Annotated in this window: 16 protein-coding genes; 7 read left to right on the forward strand and 9 right to left on the reverse strand. The window is 70.9% G+C overall.

Annotated features, from left to right (window positions below):
- The first annotated feature begins 112 nt into the window (after nucleotides 1-112).
- Both VH914_10670 and VH914_10675 read left to right on the forward strand, forming a co-directional pair.
- Nucleotides 113-1,249, forward strand: a complete 1,137-nt coding sequence (locus VH914_10670) for a glycosyltransferase family 1 protein (GenBank protein ID HEX4491659.1) — start codon at nucleotides 113-115, stop codon at nucleotides 1,247-1,249.
- A gap of 109 nt (nucleotides 1,250-1,358) precedes the next feature.
- A complete protein-coding gene (locus VH914_10675; GenBank protein HEX4491660.1) occupies nucleotides 1,359-2,258 on the forward strand; it encodes a GDP-mannose 4,6-dehydratase in 900 nt (299 codons plus the stop codon).
- Nucleotides 2,259-2,502: 244 nt separating this feature from the next.
- On the opposite strand, the gene VH914_10680 is transcribed toward VH914_10675, so the two are convergent.
- Nucleotides 2,503-4,518 (reverse strand): hypothetical protein, encoded by a 2,016-nt coding sequence (locus VH914_10680; protein HEX4491661.1) that lies wholly within the window; start codon nucleotides 4,516-4,518, stop codon nucleotides 2,503-2,505.
- Nucleotides 4,519-4,653: 135 nt separating this feature from the next.
- Entirely contained in the window at nucleotides 4,654-6,777 is a 2,124-nt protein-coding gene (locus VH914_10685; GenBank protein HEX4491662.1) for a hypothetical protein, read from the reverse strand.
- 256 nt (nucleotides 6,778-7,033) lie between these two features.
- Between VH914_10685 and VH914_10690 the strand changes: the two genes are divergently transcribed.
- Nucleotides 7,034-8,218 (forward strand): NAD-dependent epimerase/dehydratase family protein, encoded by a 1,185-nt coding sequence (locus VH914_10690; protein ID HEX4491663.1) that lies wholly within the window; start codon nucleotides 7,034-7,036, stop codon nucleotides 8,216-8,218.
- A 1-nt stretch (nucleotide 8,219) separates the two neighbouring features.
- Nucleotides 8,220-8,786 (forward strand): GtrA family protein, encoded by a 567-nt coding sequence (locus VH914_10695; protein HEX4491664.1) that lies wholly within the window; start codon nucleotides 8,220-8,222, stop codon nucleotides 8,784-8,786.
- Here the strand turns inward: VH914_10695 and VH914_10700 are convergent.
- Both VH914_10700 and VH914_10705 read right to left on the reverse strand, forming a co-directional pair.
- Nucleotides 8,742-9,578: a glycosyltransferase family 2 protein gene (locus VH914_10700; protein HEX4491665.1), complete on the reverse strand. Its 837-nt coding sequence runs from the start codon at nucleotides 9,576-9,578 to the stop codon at nucleotides 8,742-8,744. The two genes, VH914_10695 and VH914_10700, sit on opposite strands and share 45 nt — an antisense overlap.
- A 39-nt stretch (nucleotides 9,579-9,617) precedes the next feature.
- Entirely contained in the window at nucleotides 9,618-10,601 is a 984-nt protein-coding gene (locus VH914_10705; GenBank protein HEX4491666.1) for a glycosyltransferase family 2 protein, read from the reverse strand.
- A gap of 315 nt (nucleotides 10,602-10,916) precedes the next feature.
- On the opposite strand from VH914_10705, the gene VH914_10710 reads away from it, so the two are divergent.
- The 3 genes from VH914_10710 to VH914_10720 are packed head-to-tail and all read left to right on the forward strand — an operon-like array spanning nucleotide 10,917 to nucleotide 16,283.
- A complete protein-coding gene (locus VH914_10710) occupies nucleotides 10,917-13,091 on the forward strand; it encodes a hypothetical protein (protein HEX4491667.1) in 2,175 nt (724 codons plus the stop codon).
- A gap of 34 nt (nucleotides 13,092-13,125) precedes the next feature.
- Complete coding sequence (locus VH914_10715; protein ID HEX4491668.1) at nucleotides 13,126-15,246, forward strand: hypothetical protein; 2,121 nt, start codon at nucleotides 13,126-13,128, stop codon at nucleotides 15,244-15,246.
- Nucleotides 15,247-15,257: 11 nt separating this feature from the next.
- Nucleotides 15,258-16,283, forward strand: a complete 1,026-nt coding sequence (locus VH914_10720; protein ID HEX4491669.1) for a class I SAM-dependent methyltransferase — start codon at nucleotides 15,258-15,260, stop codon at nucleotides 16,281-16,283.
- On the opposite strand, the gene VH914_10725 is transcribed toward VH914_10720, so the two are convergent.
- From VH914_10725 to VH914_10745, 5 genes are read right to left on the reverse strand one after another with little or no spacing between them, the layout of a single operon-like run.
- On the reverse strand, nucleotides 16,241-17,470 hold the full coding sequence (locus VH914_10725; GenBank protein HEX4491670.1) for a glycosyltransferase family 4 protein: 1,230 nt from the start codon (nucleotides 17,468-17,470) through the stop codon (nucleotides 16,241-16,243). The two genes, VH914_10720 and VH914_10725, sit on opposite strands and share 43 nt — an antisense overlap.
- A complete protein-coding gene (locus VH914_10730; protein ID HEX4491671.1) occupies nucleotides 17,470-18,603 on the reverse strand; it encodes a glycosyltransferase in 1,134 nt (377 codons plus the stop codon). Before VH914_10730 ends, VH914_10725 begins: the two co-directional genes overlap by 1 nt.
- Nucleotides 18,600-19,790, reverse strand: a complete 1,191-nt coding sequence (locus tag VH914_10735) for a methyltransferase domain-containing protein (GenBank protein ID HEX4491672.1) — start codon at nucleotides 19,788-19,790, stop codon at nucleotides 18,600-18,602. Before VH914_10735 ends, VH914_10730 begins: the two co-directional genes overlap by 4 nt.
- 23 nt (nucleotides 19,791-19,813) lie before the next feature.
- Entirely contained in the window at nucleotides 19,814-21,091 is a 1,278-nt protein-coding gene (locus VH914_10740) for an ABC transporter ATP-binding protein (GenBank protein ID HEX4491673.1), read from the reverse strand.
- Nucleotides 21,091-21,987, reverse strand: a complete 897-nt coding sequence (locus VH914_10745) for an ABC transporter permease (protein HEX4491674.1) — start codon at nucleotides 21,985-21,987, stop codon at nucleotides 21,091-21,093. Before VH914_10745 ends, VH914_10740 begins: the two co-directional genes overlap by 1 nt.
- Nucleotides 21,988-22,004: the final 17 nt, after the last annotated feature.

Here is a 22,004-nt window from a genome sequence, read left to right on the forward strand (position 1 = left end):
CCCGGAGCGGCGAGCGACCGCGGGCCGGGTATCCCGGACCCGCAGCGAGCGCGACCATGAGCGCGGCGCAAAAGCGGCATTTCAGGACCCCGCCTTCCTAGACTCGCTCGTCGTGCGCCTGTTGCTCGACGTCTCCGCGGTTCCCGACCGGCCGGTCGGCGCCGGCTACTACACGCTGAACCTCGCGGCGCACCTCGCCGAGCGGGACGACATCGAGCTCCACCTGCTCTGCCGTCAGCGCGACTCCACGCGCTGGGAGCAGCTCGCGCCGCGCGCTCGAGTGCTCGCGGAAGTGCCCGCGGGACGGCCCGCGCGACTCGTGTGGGAGCAGGCGCGCGCGGCGGCGCTCGCACGCGGTCTGTGCATCGACGTGTGGCACGGACCGCACTACACGATGCCGCTGCGCGTTGCGGTCCCCACGGTCGTCACCGTGCACGACCTCACGTTCTTCGAGCACCCGGAGTGGCACGAGCGCGGCAAGGTCGCGTTCTTCCGACCGATGATCCGCGCCGCGGTGCACCGGGCCGCGGTCGTCGTCGCGGTGAGCGACGACACCCGCGAGCGCCTGCGCCGCGTCGCGCTGCCGACCGGGCCGATCGTCGTCGCGCCGCACGGGGTCGACCATGAGCGCTTCAACGACGCCGTGCGCCCGACCGACGACGCCGTCCTCGCCACGCACGGCATCCGTGCGCCGTACATCGCGTTCACCGGCACGATCGAGCCCCGCAAGGGGTTGCCGAACCTCGTCGAGGCGTTCGCCGGTGTCGCTCGCGAGCACCCGAAGCTGCGGCTCGTGATCGCGGGCGCCGACGGCTGGGGATCCGACCAGGTCCGCGCCGCGATCGCGGCCAGTGGCGTGTCGACGCGCGTCTTCCGGCCCGGGTACCTGCCCGACGACGCGATCGCGCCGTTCTTCCGACGCGCCGCGGTCGTCGCGTACCCCTCGCTCGCGGAGGGCTTCGGCCTCAACGCGCTCGAAGCGCTCGCGTGCGGCGCGCCGCTCGTGACGACGACCGGCTCCGCGCTCGACGAGGTCGTCGGCGACGCTGCGCTCGCGGTCACGCCCGGCGACGTCGACTCGCTCGCGGGTGCGCTGCGTGACGCGTTGTGCCCCGAGACCGCGGCCCGTCTGCGCACCGCGGGTCCGGCGCGTGCAGCCGGCTTCACGTGGGAGCGGTCGATCGAGCGTCACATGGAGGCGTACCGGCTCGCGCAGGCGTCGGCGTTCGTGACCCAGGCCGGAGCATGACGTTGCGCTCGCTCCTTTCCGGCCGGTCCCACGCGACCGAAGGCGTCGAGGCTCGCCTCCGAGTGCGCGAGTCGGCGACCCGAAGGGGAGCCGGCGAAGGAACGAGCGCGTGAGCAAGGCGCTCGTCACCGGAGCGAGCGGGTTCGTCGGTCGCCATCTCATCGCGCACCTCGAGGCCGAGGGCGACGACGCCGTCGGCCTCGACCGCGACGACGGCCTCGACATCACCGATCCGCAGAGCGCGATCGAGCACTGCGAACGGCACCGGCCCGAGGTCGTGTACCACCTCGCGGCGCTGAGCCACGTCGGCGAGTCGTGGGGCGCGGCGCAGCTCGTGATGACGACGAACGTGATCGGCACGCTCAACGTGCTCGACGCCGCGCGCCGCGCCGGCGCAACGCGTGTGCTCGTCGTCGGCAGCGCCGAGGAGTACGGACGCGTGCGTGCGACCGCGCCGATCACCGAGGAGGAGCCGCTCAATCCGGTCTCGCCCTACGGCGCGAGCAAGGTCGCGGCCGGATACATCGCGCTCCAGGCGTTCCTCGGCAGCGGGCTCGAGACGGTCCGCGTGCGCGCGTTCAACCACACCGGTCCCGGCCAGCCGCCGCGGTTCTTCGTGCCCGCGCTCGCGCACCGCATCGCGCAGGCGGAACGCGAGGGTGTCGATACGGTCGCGGTCGGCAACCTCGACGCGATCCGCGAGGTCAACGACGTGCGCGACATCGTGCGCGCGTATCGCTCGCTGATGACGAGCGGTGAGCCGGGCGAGGTCTACAACGTCGGTAGTGGAATCGGTTTCACGATGCGCGAGGTCGCAGACCGCATGCTCGGGATGTCGACGCGCGCGATCGAGACGCGCACCGATCCCGCGCTCGCGCGTCCCGCCGACGTGCCGATGCTCGTCGCCGACGTCACGCGCCTGGTCGCCGCGACCGGGTGGCAGCCGACGCGCACGATCGACGACACCGTGGCCGACGTCCTCGCCGCGGCCCGCGCCGAAGCCGGCTGAACCTCATCCGCGGCTCGTTCCGGTTCAGAACGGCTCGGGAGCGGCCGACCGCGTCGCACGCGCTCCGCCCGCACCTCCGCGCGCCGGTCCGGCACGACCGAGCCCCGTTTCCACGTCGTGCCGGTATGCCGTTTTCGCTATCGGCACGAAACGTGCATCCACGTCGTGGGCGCGCGCCGGTCGGCCGACGACGCGCCCCGAACGCGCGCTCTCGCGTGGCGACGCGGCGACGACGAGGGCCCGCTCACGCGATCGGCGCGGCCCAGAACGTCACGGTCTTCGAGACGTACTGCTCCGGCGCACGCGCGAGCGTGATCTCGATCTCGTGGATGCTGTCGGCCGCGCCGAGCTCCTCGGGTGGTCGAGCGAGACCGCGCACGCCGACCTCCGAGTCGCTGACGAGCCAGAGCCGGCGGCCCTGGCGCTGCCACGACCGCGCGAGCGCCTGCAGGACCGAGGCGTCGACGGGCGCGGCCAGACCGGCGACCGGCACGTTGCACCAGTCGCGCAGCGTCTGCGTGTAGACGGTGTGGACGTCGAGCGGCACGGTGAGGATCGCGGCGTTCGGCCCGACCCCGCGGCACAGAGCCTCGACGGCCGCGGGGAAGCCGTCCTCGATCGTGAGCGCGCGCACCGGGATCGCGCGGCCGAACGGGAAGCCGACGAGCGCGAGCACCGCGACGCCGGCGAACGCGGCGTGCCCGGCGCGCCGGTTCGCGATCCGCACGCCGTCCCATGCGCGCGCGAGACCGATCGCCGCGAGCAGCGCGCACAGCGGCAGCACCGCGGGCACGAAGCGTCGCATCGCCCACGGTTGGTCGCCGTTCACGTGCGGGCTCCACAGGTATTCGGCCGACAGTGAGCCCGCGATCAGCAGCGGCACCGCGATCGCGGGCGTCGGCTCACGGATGAGCCGGGCCAGCACGAACGCGAGCCCGACGATCGCGAGCAGCAGCGCGATCGGTCCGAGGTACCACGACAGCCATTCGACCGAGCGCTCGCCGTAGGTGCGCAGCCCGTCGATCAGCAGCCCTTCCTGCCGCTGGAGCTGCGTGTTGATGTCGATGTAGGGGGCGGAGCTCGGGCCCGACGGCCAGCGCAGCTTCTGCACCGCCGGTCGCACGGCCCACGCGAGCGTGAGGCCGACGACCGCGACCCCGACGACGACGTTCGCCACGCGCGCGCGTTCACGCGCGACGAGCTCGCGCAGCGCGCCGCTGCGCGGCCAGACCGCGACGAGCACGAGTCCGACGACCGCCATCGCCGCGCACGCGGCCCACAGCGACAGCACGTCGTGTCGCAGCGCGGCGTAATAGCCGGCGGAGCGCCGCTGCACGTCGAGCGTCCCGAGTGCGACGGGCGGCACGATGCCGACGAGCACGGCCGCGTACATCGGCAGGAGCTGCCGCCGTTTCGCATCATCGGCGCGCGAGATCCAACCGACGGCCGCGAGCAGCGGGACGAAGACGAGATACGCGACGCCGTCGATGCGCGTCATCACGGTCGCGCCGAGCGCGGCACCGCCCAACAGCGCGACACCGAGATGCCGTCGCTGCACCCGGCCCTGTGCCTCGAACGCGATCACCACGAGCAGGATCCCGCTCCAGAGCACGAACTGCGTCGACGGCTCGGAGAACGAGTCGCGCACCGTGTACAGCTCCGGGATCGTGATCCCGAGACCGAGCACCGCGGCGACGACCAGCCACGGCCGCGAGCAGCACCGGCAGCCGACCGCGAACAACGCGAGCAGGCCGGCCGCGCCCAGGAGCACGTTGGTGCGGAACATCAGCCCGTCGCCGCCGATGTTCTGCGCCTCCGCGAGCAGCGACGGCAGGAAGTGCGCGAACTGGAACTGCACCGTGCGACCGGGCGCGTCGTACGTGCCGCCCGAATGAAGGAGCACCTGCGACACGTTCGCGGGCCAGCCCGCGCCGGCGGGCACCACGAGGTTGCCGTGCTTCGCGATCCACTTCCCCGCGAGCGCGTAGATGCCCGGATCGCGATCGCCGGCCACGTGATGGCCCGCGTAGACCGCGTTCCACAGCGCGACCGCGCCCGCGCCCAACACCATAGCGATCGCGGGTTTCGGCGACACCCGCGCGCGATCGACGGGCCGCTCGCGCACGACCGCGATGACGACGCCGAGCAGCGTGCCGATCGATCCGAGGATCGCGGCGCGCGCGAGCGTGTAGTCGCCGCGGTACGCGAGCAGCTCCCCCGCACCGCCCCACGCAACGACCGTCGCGCACCCGACGATCAACGACTGCTCGAACCACCACGGCGCGCGATTCGCGGTCGTGGTCGCGCTCGCCGCTCCGTGACGCGGGACTGGAGTCGACGAAATCGCTCGCTCGCTCCGCTCGCCGCTCGTGCCACTCATGCGCTCATCGCACGATCAGACCGGCGCGCCCCAGAAATCGACCGACTTCGGCACGTACTCACCGGGCGGCCGCTCGAGCGTCATCTCCACCTCGTGGTACGACCACGCGGTCGCGACGTGCACGGGCGCCGCCGACGGCAGTGCACCGCGCACGTCGTTCGGTGTGTTTCCGAGGATCCAGAGCCGCCGGCCCTGCGCCTTCCAACGCTGCGCGATCGTCTGCAGCGTGGCGGGGTCGATCGCGGCGTCGAGCCCCGCGACCGGGATCTCGCACCAGTCGCGCAGACTCTGCGTGTACACCGTGCCGAGCGGCGGTGGAATCGCAAGGATCGCCGCCTTCGGTCCCACCGTCGCGCAGATCCTGCGGATCGCAGCCGAATAGTTCGCGTCGGTGCTGAGATCGCGAACGGGGATGGTCCGCCCGAAGGGGAAGGCGACGAGCGCGAGCGCGCCGACGGCGGCCACCGTGCCGATCGGGAACGTCGGCCGCGCGGCGCTCACGGCGTCGCAGAGGATCCCGAGGCCGAATGCGGCGAGCAGCGCGCACAGCGGCAGCACCGACGGGATGAACCGCCGCATCGCCCACGGCTGGTCACCGTTCACGTGGGGGTTCCACAGGTACTCCGCCGCGAGCGAGCCCGCGATCAGCAGCACGACCGCGCTGCTCGGCGTCGGCACGCTGATCACGCGGCTGATCAGGAAGCCGAGCCCGACGATCGCGAGCACGAGCGCGATCGGTCCGAGATACCACGACAACCACACGACCGAGTGCTCGCCGTACGTGCGCAGTCCGCTGATCGCGAGCCCCTCGCGCTTCTGCAGCACGGTGTTGAAGTTGATGTACGGCTGCGAGCTCGGACCCGCCGGCCACTTCAGCTTCTGGAGGTACGGCCGCACCGACCACGCGAGAACCATCCCGATCACCGCGACCCATCCCGCGACCGACGCGCCGAGCGAGCGGCGTTCGAGCATCCACGTGCGGATGCCACCGAGCCGCGGCCACACGACGAGGACCACGACCGACACGACGGTCATCGCCGCGCACGCGGCGTACAGCGACATCACGTTGTGATGCAGGTCGTGGTAATAGCTGCCCGCGTGCCGCTGCACGTCGATCGTGCCGATCGCGATCGTGGGGATCGCGCCGACCGCGATCGCGGCGTAGGTCACGAGCAGCTGATGGCGCTCGGAACCGCGTCGCGCGAACCAGCCGACGACCGCGAGCAGCGGTACGAACGTGAAGTACGCGACACCGTCGATGCGCGTGAGGATCGCGGCGCCGAGCGCCGCGCCGCCGAGCACCGCGACACCGAGGTGCCGCCAACCGGATCGCGCTTCGATCGCGATCGCGATGAGCCAGATACCGGTCCAGAGCACGAACTGCGTCGACGGTTCCGAGAACGTGTCGCGCACGCAGTTGATCTCGGGGATCGAGACGCCCAACCCGATCACCGCGGCGACGACGAGCCACGGCCGTCGACAGAGGCGACACCCGACCGCGTACAGCACGAGCAACGCGGCCGCGCCGAGCAACGCGTTCGTGCGGAACATCAGGCCGTCGCCACCGATGTTCTGCGCCTCCGCGAGCAACGCGGGCAGGAAGTGCGCGAACTGGAACTGCACCGTGCGACCGGCCTCGTTGTACGTACCGCCCGAGTTGAGGACGAGGTGCGAGACGTTCGCGGGCCAGCCCGCGCCCGCGGGCACGACGAGGTTGCCGTGCTCGGCGATCCACTTGCCCGCCTGCGTGTAGATGCCGGGATCGCGGTCGCCGAGGATGTGATGCCCCGCGTGCGCGGCGTTCCAGAGGCCGACCGCGCCCGCGCCGAGCACCATCGCGATCGCGGACCGCGACGACGGCTCCACCCGGTCGACCGGGCGCGTGCGCATCGCCGCGAACCCGATCGCCAACACCGTGCCGATCGAGCCGAGGATCGCGGCCCGCCAGAGCCGGTACTCGCCGTTGTCGGCGAGGAACACGCCCGCGGCGCCCCAGGCGACCACCGTCGCGCAGACCACGATCAGGGCCTGCTCGAACCACCAGGGCGCGGCGCCGACGGTCGCGCCCGCGGCTCCGGCACGCGGGGTGGGACCGGGCGAGGTCGCTCGCTCGCTTCGCTCGTCGCTCGTGACGCTCACCGGCGTCGGAGGCTACCGGCCGTCGCCGCGAGGAACCGTGACCGTCACCGCGCGCCGAGAACGGCGCCGCTCCGCCGATCCCGGCCGTTCCCGCCGACCCCGGCGCTGGGCTCGATCGCAGGTTTTCCACCGGCGCTGGGGTACGATTCGACCGTTCCGCTGCCGCCACGGCGTGACTTCGCACCCGCTTGCACACTCGTGCGCGGCCCGCAGAGGCGGTGGGGAACGTGCCGTCCACGAGGAGGTCGACCGGCTGATGCGAGCACTCATTCTCGGTGGGGACGGATTCTGTGGCTGGCCGACGGCACTCCACCTGTCGAATCGTGACTACGAGGTCGCGATCGTCGACAACCTCTCCCGGCGGAACATCGACAACGAGCTCGAGGTGTCGTCGCTGACGCCGATCTCGCCGATGTCGGTCCGGCTCGCGGCGTGGAAGGAGCTCAGCGGCAAGGAGATCGCCTTCCACCGCTTCGACGTCGCCGAGAACTACCACCGGCTGCTCTCGCTCCTCGAGGAGTGGAAGCCCGACGTCGTGGTGCACTTCGCGGAGCAGCGGGCCGCGCCGTATTCGATGAAGTCGTCGTGGCACAAGCGCTACACGGTCAGCAACAACCTGAACGCGACGAACAACCTCCTCGCCGCGGTCGTGGAGTCCGGCCTCGACATCCACATCGTCCACCTCGGCACCATGGGCGTGTACGGCTACGGCGCCGCCGGGATGACGATCCCCGAGGGCTACCTCCGCGTGAAGGTCGAGGGCGACCACGGGGAGATGATCGAGCGGGAGATCCTGTACCCGCCGAACCCCGGCAGCATCTACCACATGACGAAGACGCAGGATCAGCTGCTCTTCGCGTTCTACGCCAAGAACGACCACCTGCGCGTCACCGACCTGCACCAAGGCATCGTGTGGGGCACGCAGACCGACCAGACCGAGCGCGACGAGCGGCTCATCAACCGCTTCGACTACGACGGCGACTACGGAACCGCGCTCAACCGGTTCCTCATGCAGGCCGCGGTCGACTACCCGCTCACGGTTCACGGCACCGGCGGTCAGACCCGTGCGTTCATCCACATCCACGACACGGTGCGGTGCATCGAGATCGCGACGCTCGAGCCGCCGGAACGCGGCGAGCGGGTGAAGATCCTCAACCAGATGACCGAGACGCACCGCATCGAGGACCTCGCGCTGATGATCTCGGAGCTGACCGGCGCCAAGATCGACTACGTCGACAACCCGCGCAACGAGGCGGCCGAGAACGACCTCGCGGTCGACAATCGCCAGTTCATCGACCTCGGTCTGAAGCCCACCACGTTGGCCGACGGGCTGATGCAAGAGGTGACCGACATCGCACGCAAGTACGCCGATCGCTGCGACACGACCAAGATCCCGTGCCGCTCGTACTGGCGGGTCCAGAACCGGCACGACGCGAACTGACGTGCGCGACACGCTCTCCCGGGTCGTCGTCCGGCCCAGCCACCACCTGCCGCACTGGTTGCGGATGTCGCGCTACACGATGGGCTCCGCGATCTGCTTCGCCGTCTCCGAGGTCGTGTTCATCGCCCTGTTCTGGCCGCATCTGCTCGGCGCGCGCAGCGCGTCGATCGTGGCGTCGATCGCCGGCATCATCCCCGGCTACTACCTGAACCGCACCTGGACGTGGGGGCGCCGCGAGCGCTCCGACTTCTGGCGCGAGGTGGTGCCGTACTGGGCGACGGCGCTCGGCGGCGCGATCGCGGCGGCGCTCGCGATCGGCGTCGTGAACAACGCGGCGATCCACTCGGCACGCAGCACGCGCACGCTGCTCAACGCGGGCACGTACATGGCGACCTACGGCGTGCTGTTCGCCGCCAAGTACGCGTTCTTCCAGAAGATCCTGTTCAAGCCGCCTCCGCTCGACCTCCACGAGGTCGACGCGACCGACGACGGCGAGCGCGACGGATCTACCGGATCGAACGGTTCAGTGGCTTCGCGACCGAAGGATGCGGTCGCGCCACTCGCGTAGGAGCGTGCGCGAGATCACCTGGAAGTACCGCACGCCGTAGAAGGTGTTCTTGCCCTTCTTGCTCTCGCCCGCGTTGCGGACGCGCATGACCGTGGGCACCTCGGCGACGCGGAAGCCGTTCATGATGGCGCCGATGAGCAGCTCCGACGTTTGATACTGCGGCTGCGTCTGGCGCACCTTCGCCGTCACCTCGACGCGCATCGCCCGCAGCCCGCTCGAGCTGTCGGTGATGTGCGCGCGGGTCGTGAAGCTGATGAGCGCGGAGAAGAAGCGCACGCCGAGGTTGCGCACCGCGTCGGTGTTCTCGGTGCTGCCCAGGCGGCGGGAGCCGATGACGAGGTCGGCGCGGTCGGTCTCGAGCAGCGACACCATCGCCGGGAGATCGCCGGGGTCCCACTGGCCGTCGGCGTCGAGCGTCGCGATGTAGCGGGCTCCGCCCTCGCGCGCGATCCGGTAGCCGGCGCGTAGCGCGGTGCCGTGGCCGCAGTTGCGCTCGAGCCGGCACACCTGCGCGCCGTGCTCGAGGGCGACGCCCTCCGTGCCGTCGGTGCTGCCGTCGTCGATGACGAGGACGGTGACTGCGAGGTCGCAGATCGTGTCCGGGAGCTCGTCGATCACGGGCCCGATCCCCGACGCCTCGTTCAACGCCGCGATCACGATCACGAGCGGCGCGAGCTTCTCGTCGCCGCGCTCGGCGTGGAACGTGGTGATCGCGGCATCGACGATGCGGGGCGCATCGGCGTTCTCGTGGAGCGCTCGCGTGACCTGGTCGCGTTCAGCGGCTGGCGCCAACGGATCCTCCCTCGTGCGGATCGGCGGGTCGCAAGGAGATTACGGCGCCGACACCACGCGAGAGCGGTCCTCGGCGCCGGCGTCGACCCGCGCCGACGCCGCGATCACCGGCCGACTCACCACCACGCCGCGCGTTCGGTAGACGATCAGCTCCGCGAGCAGCCCGAGCGACGCGAACTGGAGCCCGACGAGGACGAAGAGCACGCCCGCGATGAGCGCGGGTCGCGAGCCGATCGCGTGGCCGTTCAGCTTGTCGACGAGCATCCAGACGAGCAGCAGGCTGCCGAGCCCGCCACAGCCCAGCCCCACACCGCCCAGGATGTGGAACGGCCGCGTCTTGTAGGTCGTGAGGAACTTCACGGTGACGAGGTCGAAGAAGCCGCGCCAGAAGCGCGCCCGCCCGAACTTCGACTCGCCGTGCAGCCGCGCGCGGTGCGGAACGTCGACCTCGCCGACCGCGAATCCGCTCGACGCCGCGAGCACCGGGATGTAGCGGTGGAGCTCGCCGTACAGGTCGAGCTCGTCGACGAGGTCGCGGCGGATCGCCTTGAGCCCGCTGTTGAAGTCGCGACCGGGGACGCCGGTGATCTTCGACGTCATCCAGTTGTAGAGCTTCGATGTCGACCGCTTGATGAAGCGGTCGTTGCGCTGGGAGCGTCGCCCGGTCACGAGGTCGAGGCCACCGTCGAGCGCCGCGAGCAACGTGGGGATCGCGGCCGGGTCGTCCTGGCCGTCGGCGTCCATGAGCACGACGACCTTGCCGCGCGTGAGCGCGAAGCCCGCCTGCAGCGCCTCCGACTTGCCGCTGTTGCGGCGGAACGAGAGCCAGCGCAGCCGCTCGTAGCGGGTGCCGAGATCGGCGAGCACGTCGATCGTGCCGTCGCTGCTGCCGTCGTCGACGACAACGATCTCGTAGTCGAGGTCCGTCGACGCGAGCTGCGTGGTGATCTCCTCGACCACGGCCGGGAGGTTCGGCGCCTCGTTGTAGGCGGGCAGCAGGAGCGACAGGTCGATCGACGTCATCGTGAGCTCATCTCCGCCGTCCAGCCACCGTTCGGCGCACCGGACCCATGCCCCCGGCCGTTGCCCCGCCGCGTCGAGCGGCTCCGGGAAAGCCCCGCATGGTAGCCGTCGCCATCTGACCACCCGCCGGGACGGCCCGCGTCCGGAGCCGTGGGTTCAGCGGTTTTACCGCGACCCGCTGGTACCGTCGCGCCGACCGGTCACCGCCGAGGAAGGTCGATCACGAGCGCGGTAGCGGAACGAGAGAGCGCCGATTTCGACGCGACCGCGGCCTCCCCGGCGGACCCGAAGGCCGGACGTCGCGGTTCGGATTCGATGCGTCATTTCGCGGTGCTCGCGGCCGTCCTCGGCGTCGGCTTGATCGTCCTGCACATCACGCAGGTGCTGCGGCTGCAGGCGCCGCAGATCTTCACCGACGAGGGCGGCTACCTCGCGAACGCGCGGTACATGGTGTCCGGCTACGGCCGCACCGGCTCGGGCTACGCGTCGGGCTACAGCCTGCTGCTCGTGCCGGCCGCGCTCTTCACCACCGCGCCGATTCGCTTCTACCACGCCGCGCTCGTCACGAACGCAGTCCTCTCGGTGATCTCGCCGCTGCTCGCGCTGATGCTGGTGCGCACGTTGCAGCCGAAGTCAGGACGCTGGGTCGCGCTCGTCACCGCGGCGCTCGTCGCGTTCGCGCCGCTCGCGTTCTACTTCGTCGGCCTGACGATGTCGGAGAACGCGCTGCTCCCCGCGACGCTCGCCGCGGCCCTCCTGCTCGCGCGCGCCGCCGTACGCGACGAGCGCTGGGCGCGTCTCGGCGCGGCGGCGGCCGGCGCCTTCGCGTACTGGACGTCGCCGCGCGGCATCATCGTCACCGCCGCGACGCTCGTCGCGCTCGCGTGGCTCACGTTCGACGAACGCCGTTCGTTCCTCTCGCTGCTGCCCGAGGTCGGCACGATTGCGGTCGCCGCGTTCGTCGGCAAGGTCTTCACGCGCGCGGTGAACGGCACGAGCAACACGGCGGGCTACGGCGGGCTCACCCAGGGCATCACGTCGGTCGTGAAGCACCCGGGCCTCTGGAGCCACTGGCTCGGCGCCGTGCTCGGCCGCTTCGCGTACCTCGGGGTGGCGTCGGCCGGGCTCACGATCGTGGGCCTCGTCGTCTCGATCGGGTGGCTCGTGGGCCGCCGCCCCGCGCCCGACGACGCGCTCCAGCGCGCGCGGCGCAGCGTCGCGGTGTTCGCGGTGCTCTCGATCGTGGTGACGGTGCTCGCCGACGCGGCACGCGTCGCGGGCATCAGCAAGTTCGACCGCATCGACCACCTCTACTTCGGCCGCTACAACGAGGTCCTCGCGCTGCCTGCGCTCGTGATCGGCGCGAGCTGGATGCTGTCGCACGCGCGTCGCCGGCGCGGGCTCGGCGTCGTGGTCGTGGTGGGTGGCGGCCTCTTCGTCGCACTCGGGCTCGTGCGCGTGCTGATCCCGCACCCGCCGCCGAACCACCCGGTGATGGCGGCCGCGGTGCCTGCGTGGATCCCGCTCAACTGGTTCCTCAACCTCGACACGTTGCCGAGCGCGCTCCTCGCGGGCGCCGCGATCGCGACGCTTGCGCTCGCGCTCCTCTGGGTCGAGCCGCGCGTGTTCGGAATCGTGCTCGTCGTCGTGATCGCGCCCGCGGTCGCGGTGAGCCACATCCGCAACCTCGAGCCGCCGTCGGTCGGCAGCGCGGCGCGCGGCACGTTGAGCCACGCGATCGAAGCGCTCGGCAAGCAGGGCGTGCCGACGAAGTGCGCGGAGTTCGAGCAGGTCCCGAACGTCGGCGACCTCCTGTGGGAGGAGTACGACTACCGCTTCCTCGTCCCGAAGACGACGTTCGTCCACGCGCCGAACGGACCGAACCCGAAGTGCGGACCGCTCGTGATCTCGAGCGGGTTGTCGTACGCGACGCGCAACCCCGCGGCGCGACTCGTCGCGCTCGAGAACTACTCCAACCTCACCTTGTGGCTCGACACGTCGCGCGTCTCGCCGACGCTGCGCGCCAAGGTGGCGCAGGCGGGACTGCTCACGCCGAACAACCCGTGCACCGCGCTGCCCGCCGCCGCGTACCAGGCGCCGATCACCGCGACCGTCACGCTCGCGCCCGGACAGAACGTGTCGACCACGATCGTCGACATCTCGGTCGCGCACGCCGGGGCCGGTGCGCCATGGCTCGCGTCGCTCGGCACGCTGAACGCGAACCGCTGCGGCCAGGTCGACCTCATCGCCTCGGTGTTCGACGAGGCCCAGCAGCCCGTGTACGTGCGCACGATTCCGTTGCCGCGCACCGTCCTGCCCGGCGACACGGTGCACGTGCGCGAGCCGCTCGCCGATCCCAAGCTCGGTCCCAAGACGTTCACCCTGCGCGCCAACCACGCGTACTCGGTGCGCATCGCACTCGTGCAGCAGGGCGTCCGCGTCTTCGGGGGACCTCGGGGCACCGGGGTCGTGCAGGCGCTGCACACCTGACGGTCGCGCGAGCAGGCCGACTCCGAGCGCCGTGATGGAACGCCGCCGCGCCTTCGCCGCGCTCGGAGTCGGGCTCGCGCTCGGTGTCGTGGTGCTGCACCTGCTCCAGGTGCAGCACTTCCCCGCGCCGCACCTCTACCCGGACGAGGCCGGCTACCTCGGCGACGCGCGCGACCTCGCTTCCGGTTACGGGCGCAGCGGCGCGGGCTACTTCGCGGGCTACAGCCTCTTCCTCGTTCCGGCCGCGCGGTTCACGTCGACTCCGCTGCGCTACTACCACGCCGCGCTCGTGACGAACGCGGTGATGTCCGCGGGCTCACCGCTGCTCGCGCTCTTGCTCGTGCGCGCGCTGCGACCTCGCGCACCGCGTTGGGTCGCGTTGGTGACCGCCGGTCTCGTCGCGTTCGCGCCGCTCGCGTTCTACTACGTCGGGCTTGCGATGTCGGAGAACGCGTTGCTCCCGACCACGCTCGCGATCGCGGTGCTGCTCGCGCACGCGGCGCGGCGGCGCGCGACCTCGGCCCGTCTCGGTGCCGCGGCCGCGGCCGCGTTCGCGTACTGGGTCTCGCCGCGCGGTCTGATCGTCGTCGGCGCGACATTCGTCGCGCTGGTGCTGCTCGCGTTCGACGAACGCCGCTCGTGGCGCACCGTGGTGCCGGAGACCGGGCTCCTCGCGGTGTTGAGCCTCGCCGGTCGCAACTTCAGCCGCGCGGTGAGCGGCACCGGCCACACGAAGGGCTACAACGGGCTCACCGAAGGGCTCACGAACGTCGCGCGGCATCCCGGAAATTGGGCTCCGTGGCTCGGCGCGCTCCTCGGACGGTTCGCGTATCTCGGGGTCGCGTCGGCGGGCCTCACGATCGTGGGCCTGATCGTCGCGACGCGCTGGCTCACGTCGGGGCGCGCGCAACCGGGCGACCGCGAGCACGCGGCCCGGCGGAGCGTCGCGGTGTTCGCGCTCGCGTCGGTCGCCGTCACCGCGGTGGCCGACGCCGCGCGCGTCACCGGCATCGCCGCGTTCGACCGCACCGACCACCTCTATTTCGGCCGCTACAACGAAGTCGTCGCGCTCCCGGCGCTCGTCATCGGCGCGAGCTGGCTGCTCTCGCGACGGGACGCGGCGCGGGCATTCAGAGTCGCGGCGGGCGTCGGCGCCGGCATCTTCGTCGCGCGGCTCGCCGTGCCGGTGCTCGTTCGCCGGCCGCATCACGGCGTGGTGTCGGCCGCGGTGCCGGCCTGGGTGCCGATCCACCGTCTGTTGCACGTCGACACGCTCGGCGCGGCCGTGCTCATCGGCGCCGCGATCGCGACGGTCGCACTGCTCCTGATCGCGTGGCGGCCGCGCGTCTTCGCGGTCGTGGTGCTGCTCGTCGTCGCGCTCGCGGTCGCGGTCGGTCAGTTCGGTGATCTGGAGGCGTCGTCGGCGCGCAGCCTCGATCGCGCGACGGTCGTCCACGCCATCAACACGCTCGCGCAGCAGGGCGTTCCCACGCAGTGCATCGAGCTCGATCGCGAGACGGTCGCGACCTCCGAGAACTTCGAATACAACGATCGCTTCCTCCTGCCGAAGACGCGCTTCCTCGGTACGTACGGGCCACCGCGCACCGGATGCGGACCGCTCGTACTCGGCACCGGCCTCGCGTACGGCGCGCACCACCCGGCGGCGCGCCTCGTGGCCGCGGAGACCGACTCGGACTGGCTGCTCTGGCTCGACGAGTCGCGGCTGCCCGCGCGCACGCGCGCCGCGGTCGCGCGCGCGGGCCTCGCCGGCGCGCCCGACCCGTGCACCGCGATGCCCGCGACGGCGTACGACGCGCGCATCGACGCGACCGTCGCCGCGACCGAGCTCCGCGTCTCGGTGCATCACATCGGTGCGGGCGCACCGTGGCTCGGCACGCCCGTCGACCTCCGCGCCGATCGCTGTGGCCAGGTCGACGTCGTCGCGTCGGTGCTCGACGCACACGGACACACGATCGACCGGCACACGATCCCGCTGCCCCACAGCGTGCTCCCGGGCGAGGCGGTCGATCTGCGCACGGCCCTCGCCGACACACCGCGGCGCGGCCCCGGCGACACCGTGCACATCGCGCTCGTGCAGGAAGGCATCCGCAGCTTCGCCACGGTCACCCGCGCGTTGCCGAGCACCAACCCTTAGGCTCGACCGCGATGGGATCGCCACCGACACCGGCCGAGCGCGGCCGCCACCTCGCGGGCCGCGCGCTGCGGTCGAGCCCACCGCCCGTCCAACGTCTGCTCCGCCGGGCCGCGGGGGCGCTCGACACCGCGGCACCGGCATCCACGACGGCGCGGGTCGATCCCGACGCGGTCTGGCGGTCGCCCGAAGTACCCCTTCCCGACGGCGTCACGCTCGCCGAGCTCGCCGCGATGTTCCGCACCTGGTCCGTGAACGGTGAGCCGCCCGGACATCTCGACGCCTACGTCGACGACTCACTCTGGCGTTTCCTCCACACGTGGGCGCTCGTGCGCGCCGAGACGGGGCCCGCGCTCGAGCTCGGCGCGAACCCGTACTTCACGACCGAGCTGCTCGCGTCGTACACCGACCTCGACCTCACGCTCGCGAACTACTACGGCACCTCCGGCGAGACGGTCGAGACCGTGTCCTATTTCCCGATCGGTGCGACGGAGCGTGTGGAGAAGAAGCACACGAGCATGCTCTTCAACGTGGAAGAGGAGCGCTTCCCGTTCGCCGACGACTCGTTCGCGGTCGTCCTGTTCTGCGAGATCATCGAGCACCTGCTCATGAACCCGCTCGCGACGCTGCGCGAGATCCACCGCGTGCTGCGACCGGGCGGGCTGCTCGTCGTCACGACACCGAACGTCGCGCGCATCGACAACGTGATGGCGATGGTGCACGGCACCAACATCTACGACCCGTACTCGGGCTTCGGACCGTACGGGCGCCACAACCGCGAGTACACGCGCCACGAGCTCCATCGCATCCTCGAGTTCGCGGGATACCGCGTGGAGGCGTCGCACACCGCCGACGGCCATCCGTACGACCCGAACCGGTGGCCGCGCCGCGCCGAAGCGGCCCCCCTCGTCCAGTGGCGGAGCCCCGACCTCGGTCACTACTTGTTCGCACGCGCCCGCGCGACCGGCACGCCGCGCGACGGGCTGCCGGCCTCCCTCTACCGCAGCTGGCCCGCCGGCGTCATCGTCGACGACGCCTGACGGCGCGCGACCACGTCGGTCAGGAGCGCTTCGTAGCGATCGAGCACGGTCTCCCATCCGTACTCGCGCGCGACGTAGCGACGGCCGGCCTCACCCATCTCGTCCGCGAGCTCCGGCCGCGCGATCAAGACGTCGACCGCGGCCTCGAACTCCGCGAAGCCGGAGTACGGGATCGCGGCGTGGCTGCGGTGTGCGTGGCCCGCAAGCACCGCGCTCCGGCCCTGCACGAGCGCGGGACGGCCGTGCGCGAACGACTCGCACAACACCAGCGAGAAGCTCTCGAAGTACGACGGCTGCGCGAGCGCGAGCGCGCCGGCGAGCGCGTCGTTGCGCGTCTGCTCGTCGACGAAGCCGGTCACGACGACATCGCGCGGGCCGCCGAGGTCGACGATCGTCTCGCCGAGGAGCACGAGCCGCAACGACCCCGGATTCCGACGCTTGTACGCGTCGAAGAACGCCGTGAGCTCGGCCGCGCCCTTCGCGGGGTCGACGCGGCCGACGTAGAGCAGATACGGATCGTCGCCGAGCTCGAAGCGGCGACGGAAGCGCGCGGGATCCGCGGCACCCGCGGGCTCGATCCCGATGCCGACGACTTCGCCCCGCGGCACGCTCGGGAAGCGGTCGCGCACGACTTCCGCTTCCTCGGGCGTGAGGTAGGCGAGCGCGTCGGGCAGCCGGAGCACCTCGTCGAAGATCGACATGCGCAGCGGCGGCTCGTCGTGCGCGGTCGGGTGCAGCACGGTCGGGACGCGTCCCGCGCCCACGCGCAGACCGGCCCACGCGGTCCAGTAGAGGTACGTGATGAACACGACGACGTCGTGGTCGGCGGCGCGGCGGCGCAGCAGCTGCGCGAGGCGTGGAGAGTCGGGACCCTGCATCCGCATCCACTCGCGCTGCAATGCCAGCGGCCGGGCGCGCCGCGTGGTGACCATGCGCGCGTTGAGCTCGCCGAAGAGCACCGCCGAGCGCGGCTCGCGCACCGGCACGCGGCGTACCGCGACCCCGTTGCACCACGAGAAGCCCGGCTCGAGCTCGTTCGCCCAGTCGACGTACGACTTCGCGCTCGTGGTGAGCACCTCGACGTCGTGACCCCGCTGCACGAGTCGTTCCGCGAACGAGCGCGTGTGCTGCTCGGCGCCGCCCGCGATGTCCTCGCCGTAGCGCTGCACGACGTAGAGGACGCGCATCAGAAAACGTCCATGAGCATCTCGAGCAGCAGCTGCCGCGTGCGGTCGCGGTCGAAGTTCGCGACGCGGCGACGGCCGCGTTCCGCGAGGTCGCGGCGCAGGTCCGGGTCGTCGACGACGCGCATGAGCGCCTCGGCGACGAGTGCGGGGCCGGCCGTCGGAGGCAGCAGTAGGCCGCCGTCGCCCACGACCTCCGGTATGGCGGCGTTCGCGGTCGCGACGATCGGGAGCCCGAACGCCATCGCCTCGACGAGCGGCACGCAGAAGCCTTCGTGCTCGGAGACCGTCACCATCGCGCGCGCCCGCCGGAACATCGCCGCGAGGTTGGCGTCGGGCACGCCGCCGACGATGTGCGCCGTGGGCAGGTTGAGCTCGCGCACGTGGCGGATCACCGAGTTCGCGTAGCTCTTGAAGCGGTGGGGGCCGACGAGCAGCAGGAACGCCGGGAACGCGTGGTACGTGCGCGCCACGTGCATCGCGTCGATCAGCAGCTCGGGTCGCTTGTGGGGCACGAGCTGGCCGACGAACAGCACGAACGGCATGCCGAGCTGCGTGTCGAGATAGTTGAGCGTGCCCGCGTCGGGCGTCATGTCGAGCAGCCGCCGCGGGTCGATCACGGGCGGCACGATCCGGATGTCGCGGTAGCCGATCTCGTAGAGCTCGGCCGCGTTGAAGGCGGAGTCGGCGATCGTGAGCCGCACGCGGTCGCGGAGCGAGTCGAGCTCGCGCCGGCCGAGGTCGAGCAGCTCGGCGAACTCCGGCGCCCACGGCTCGAAGTAATGCGCGGGCGTGACGTTGTGGTACACGAGCACGAGCGGCTCGGTACGCGCCCGCAGGAACGACGTGATCGAGGGCTCGCCGATCGACGCGTGGTACAGCAGCACGCCCCTGCGGTCGTGGCGCGAGAACTCGCGCAGGTGGCGAACCTTGCCCGCGAGCTCGGGTGCGACGTGACGCGCGTAGATCTCCGACGGCGCCGCCATCTGCAGCACCGACTGGAACTCGAGCGCGACGTTGGTGATCGCGTCGCCGGGCGCCGCCGCGGTGATGATCTGGTGGATGCCGAACGGCGTCTCGGTTCGGGCCGAGGACGCGCGCAGCCCCGCGTCGCGAAGGAGCGCGGTGGGGCTCACCGGGTCGCGATGAGCGCGTAGTCCTGGGCGCCGAAGAGCAGACGGTCGATGCGGTCGAAGTTCTCGTTGATCGCGCGGGCCTGCGCGTCGTCGCCGGGCACGGGCACGAGGCGCTCGTTCGCCGGTACCGGCGAGCGCCACTCGACCTCGAGCTTCTGGAACCCGGCCTCGGTGAAGAGGAACTCGAGCAGGCCGCGGTGCACGGGCCGGACGTGGTCGGGATCGAGCCAGAACGAGCGCGCGTACGTGAACAACGACTCGGGGTTCACCGTCTCGATGATCACCTTGCCGCCCGGCCGCACCTTCTCGGCGCAGAGCTCGACGACGTCGATCACCTGCTGCGGCGAGAGGTGCTCGATCACCTGGATCATCGAGATGCCGCCGAGGCTCTCGGGCGCGAGCGTGCGCAGATGCTCGACCGCGGTGCCGCCCGCGACGTCGAGCCCGCGGCCACGCGCGAGCGCGACGAGGTGCGGGTCGACCTCGATCCCCGACACCTCGAGGCCCATGTCGGCGAGCAGCTCCATGAGCTCGCCGCGGCCGAAGCCGATGTCGAGCACGGGGCTGCAGCCTTCGAAGTGCGTGACGAGGTCGGCGTAGCGGGCGCGGAGATCGTCGGCACCGCCGCGGAAGCGCTGGGTGAAGTGGGTCTCGTCGTAGTACGTGTCGACGCCCGCGCCGGGGACACGCGCGGCAACGTCGCCGACGCGCCGGTCGAGCTCGTTGAGCGAACGGGTGTGCTCCGCGAGCCGCTGTTGGAGATCGTCGAGCTGCTGCGCGACGACCTGCTCGCCGCCGCTCGCGATCGAGCTCGCGATCTCACTCAACAGCGCGAGCACACCCGTGAGGAGCACCTGCTGCTCCTGCGATTGCGCGAGCACACCGTCGATCGCGCGGCTCAGCGCGCGGTTCACGAGCCGGTGCGCGAGCGCCCCTCCGGGTACGCCGCTCGAGCTCGCGATCCGCGTGCGGGAGAACTCGTACTCGCCGAGATCGCGAATCTGCGAGTCGAGCTCGTCGAAGGCCTGCGGCGCGACGCGCGAGCGCGGTCCGATGAGCTGCGTGAAGTGCTGCTCGAGCGACTCTTCGAGATCGTCGGGATACGCCCCGGCGTTGCGCCGGGCTTCGACACGGTCGCGCAGCTCCGCGACCAGCTTCTCGAGGTCGGGATCGGACCCGTTCGCCACGTCGGGAATCTAGCGCGGGGCCCTTACGCGGCCGAGCCCCGACCCGCTTCGACCGCGAGGTCGCCGAACCGGATCTCGACCGGCAGCGCGACCATGCCGATCGTACGCATCGGATTCATCACCTCGAACTGGTACTGCTGATCGCGCCAGTCGTACACGGTGCCCTCGTCGGTCGTCTGGATCGCGAGCGTCACCATGTAGGTGCCGTCGAGCAGTGGGACGCGCTCGAACACGAAGGCCATCTCGCCGTCGCCGTCGGCCTTTGGCACTTCGATCTCGGCAGCCCGCGTGTTCGTGCCGAAGATGTTGTTGCCTTCCTGGTCGTGGATCCCGACGCCGAACAGGAGGTCGTCGGTCGGCTCGTCGGCGTGGTAGCTGATCGAGATCGTCATCGGCTCGTCGGGCAGCAACCAGTTGCGGCCGGCCGCGATCCCCGGGTGCGTGATCTCGACGTGCGTGATCTTGACCCGCAGGGTCGCGGAACCGGCCATCTGCGCGCCGTGGCTCTGCGCTTCTTCGTCGACGGGCTCGGGTTCGACGTCGTCGGCCGCGGTCGACAGACCGGAACGGCGCAACGTCTCGCGGAACGTGCGCACCGCGTGGCCCGGCTTGTCGTCGTCGACGACGACACCGCGGTCGAGCACGATCGTGCGGTCACAGATGCGGCGCACGAGGTCGGCCGCGTGCGTCACGAACAGGATGGTGCGGCCCTCGCGCTGGAACTGCTTCACGCGCTCGAGACACTTGCGCTGGAAGTTCTCGTCGCCGACTGCGAGCACCTCGTCGATGAGCAGTATGTCGGGGTCGACGTTCACGGCGACCGCGAAACCGAGGCGCACGTACATGCCCGACGAGTAGTGGCGCACCTGCATGTCGATGAACTTGTCGAGCTCCGCGAACGCGACGATCTCGTCGAACACGCGCTCGATGCTCTTCTTCGACAGCCCGAGGATCGACGCGTTCATGAAGATGTTCTCGCGGCCCGTCAGCTCCGGGTGGAAGCCGGCGCCGAGCTCGAGCAGGGCGGCGAGCCGGCCGTGCGTGACGATCTCGCCGGTCGTCGGCTGGATGATGCCGGCCACGCACTTCAGCAGCGTCGACTTGCCCGAACCGTTGTGGCCGAGCAGCCCGACCGTCGTACCTTCCTCGATGTCGAAGCTGATCTGGTTCTCGTCGAGTGCCCAGAAGTCCTCGTACGGGATGCGACCGAAGTGGATCGCCTTCTCCTTCAGCGAGCCCCAGTGCTCGTGGAAGAGGCGGAACCGCTTCGAGACGTCGCGAACCTCGATCGCCGGCGGCACTAGAGCTCCTCGGCGAAGTTCGCCTCACTGCGCCCGAACACCGCGACCGCAACGCAGAACGTCACGATGCCGAACGCAAAGGAGTAACCGAGATACGCGAGGTAGATCGAGAACGGCCAGTGCGGAAGGATGCCGATGTTCAGCGCCTTGTTGTCCGTGCGCGCGTAGATGCCGCGCTGGAAGATCAGCACGATCGGCGTCACGGGGTTGAGCTCCCACACTCTCGTGAACCACCAGTGACCGCGCTTGCCGAGCGTCATGAACCCGTAGACGACGGGCGTGACCCAGAACCACGCGAGCAGCGCGAGCTCGAGGAAGTGCTGCGTGTCGCGCAGGTACACGTTCACCGCGCTGAGCAGAATGCCGAGCGACGCGGTGAGTAGCACGAGCGCGACGAGTGCGAGCGGCAGCAGCGCGAGGAAGGTCCACGACACGCTCCACTGCACGATCGCCAGCACGGCGAACAGGACGGTCGCCTGCAGGCAGAACGTGATCACGGTCGAACCGACCGCGGCGAGCGGCAGGATCTCGCGCGGGAACGCGACCTTCTTCACGAGCCCGGCGTTGCCGACGACCGCGCCGCACGCGGCGCCGAGCCCCGCGGAGAAGAGGTTCCACACGAGCAGCCCCGACAGCAGGTAGATCGGGAACTCTGGGATCCCGGAGCCGAGGATCTTCACGAACGCGATGTAGTACACGACGAGGTAGAGGAGCGGGTTGAGCAGCGACCACGCGAAGCCCAGAACGCTGTTCTTGTACTTGACCTTCAGCTCCTTGCGCGTCATCCCCACGAGCAGTTCGTGGTACTCCGCGATGCGCCGGAACCGGGTCGCGACGGACGCTCGGGGCCGGATGACCCGCGCGCCGCGCGCGGTGCCGGCACCGGTTCGAGCCATGAAGCAACTGTAACCGA

The organism is Acidimicrobiia bacterium, assembly GCA_036271555.1.
Taxonomy (GTDB): domain Bacteria; phylum Actinomycetota; class Acidimicrobiia; order IMCC26256; family PALSA-610; genus DATBAK01.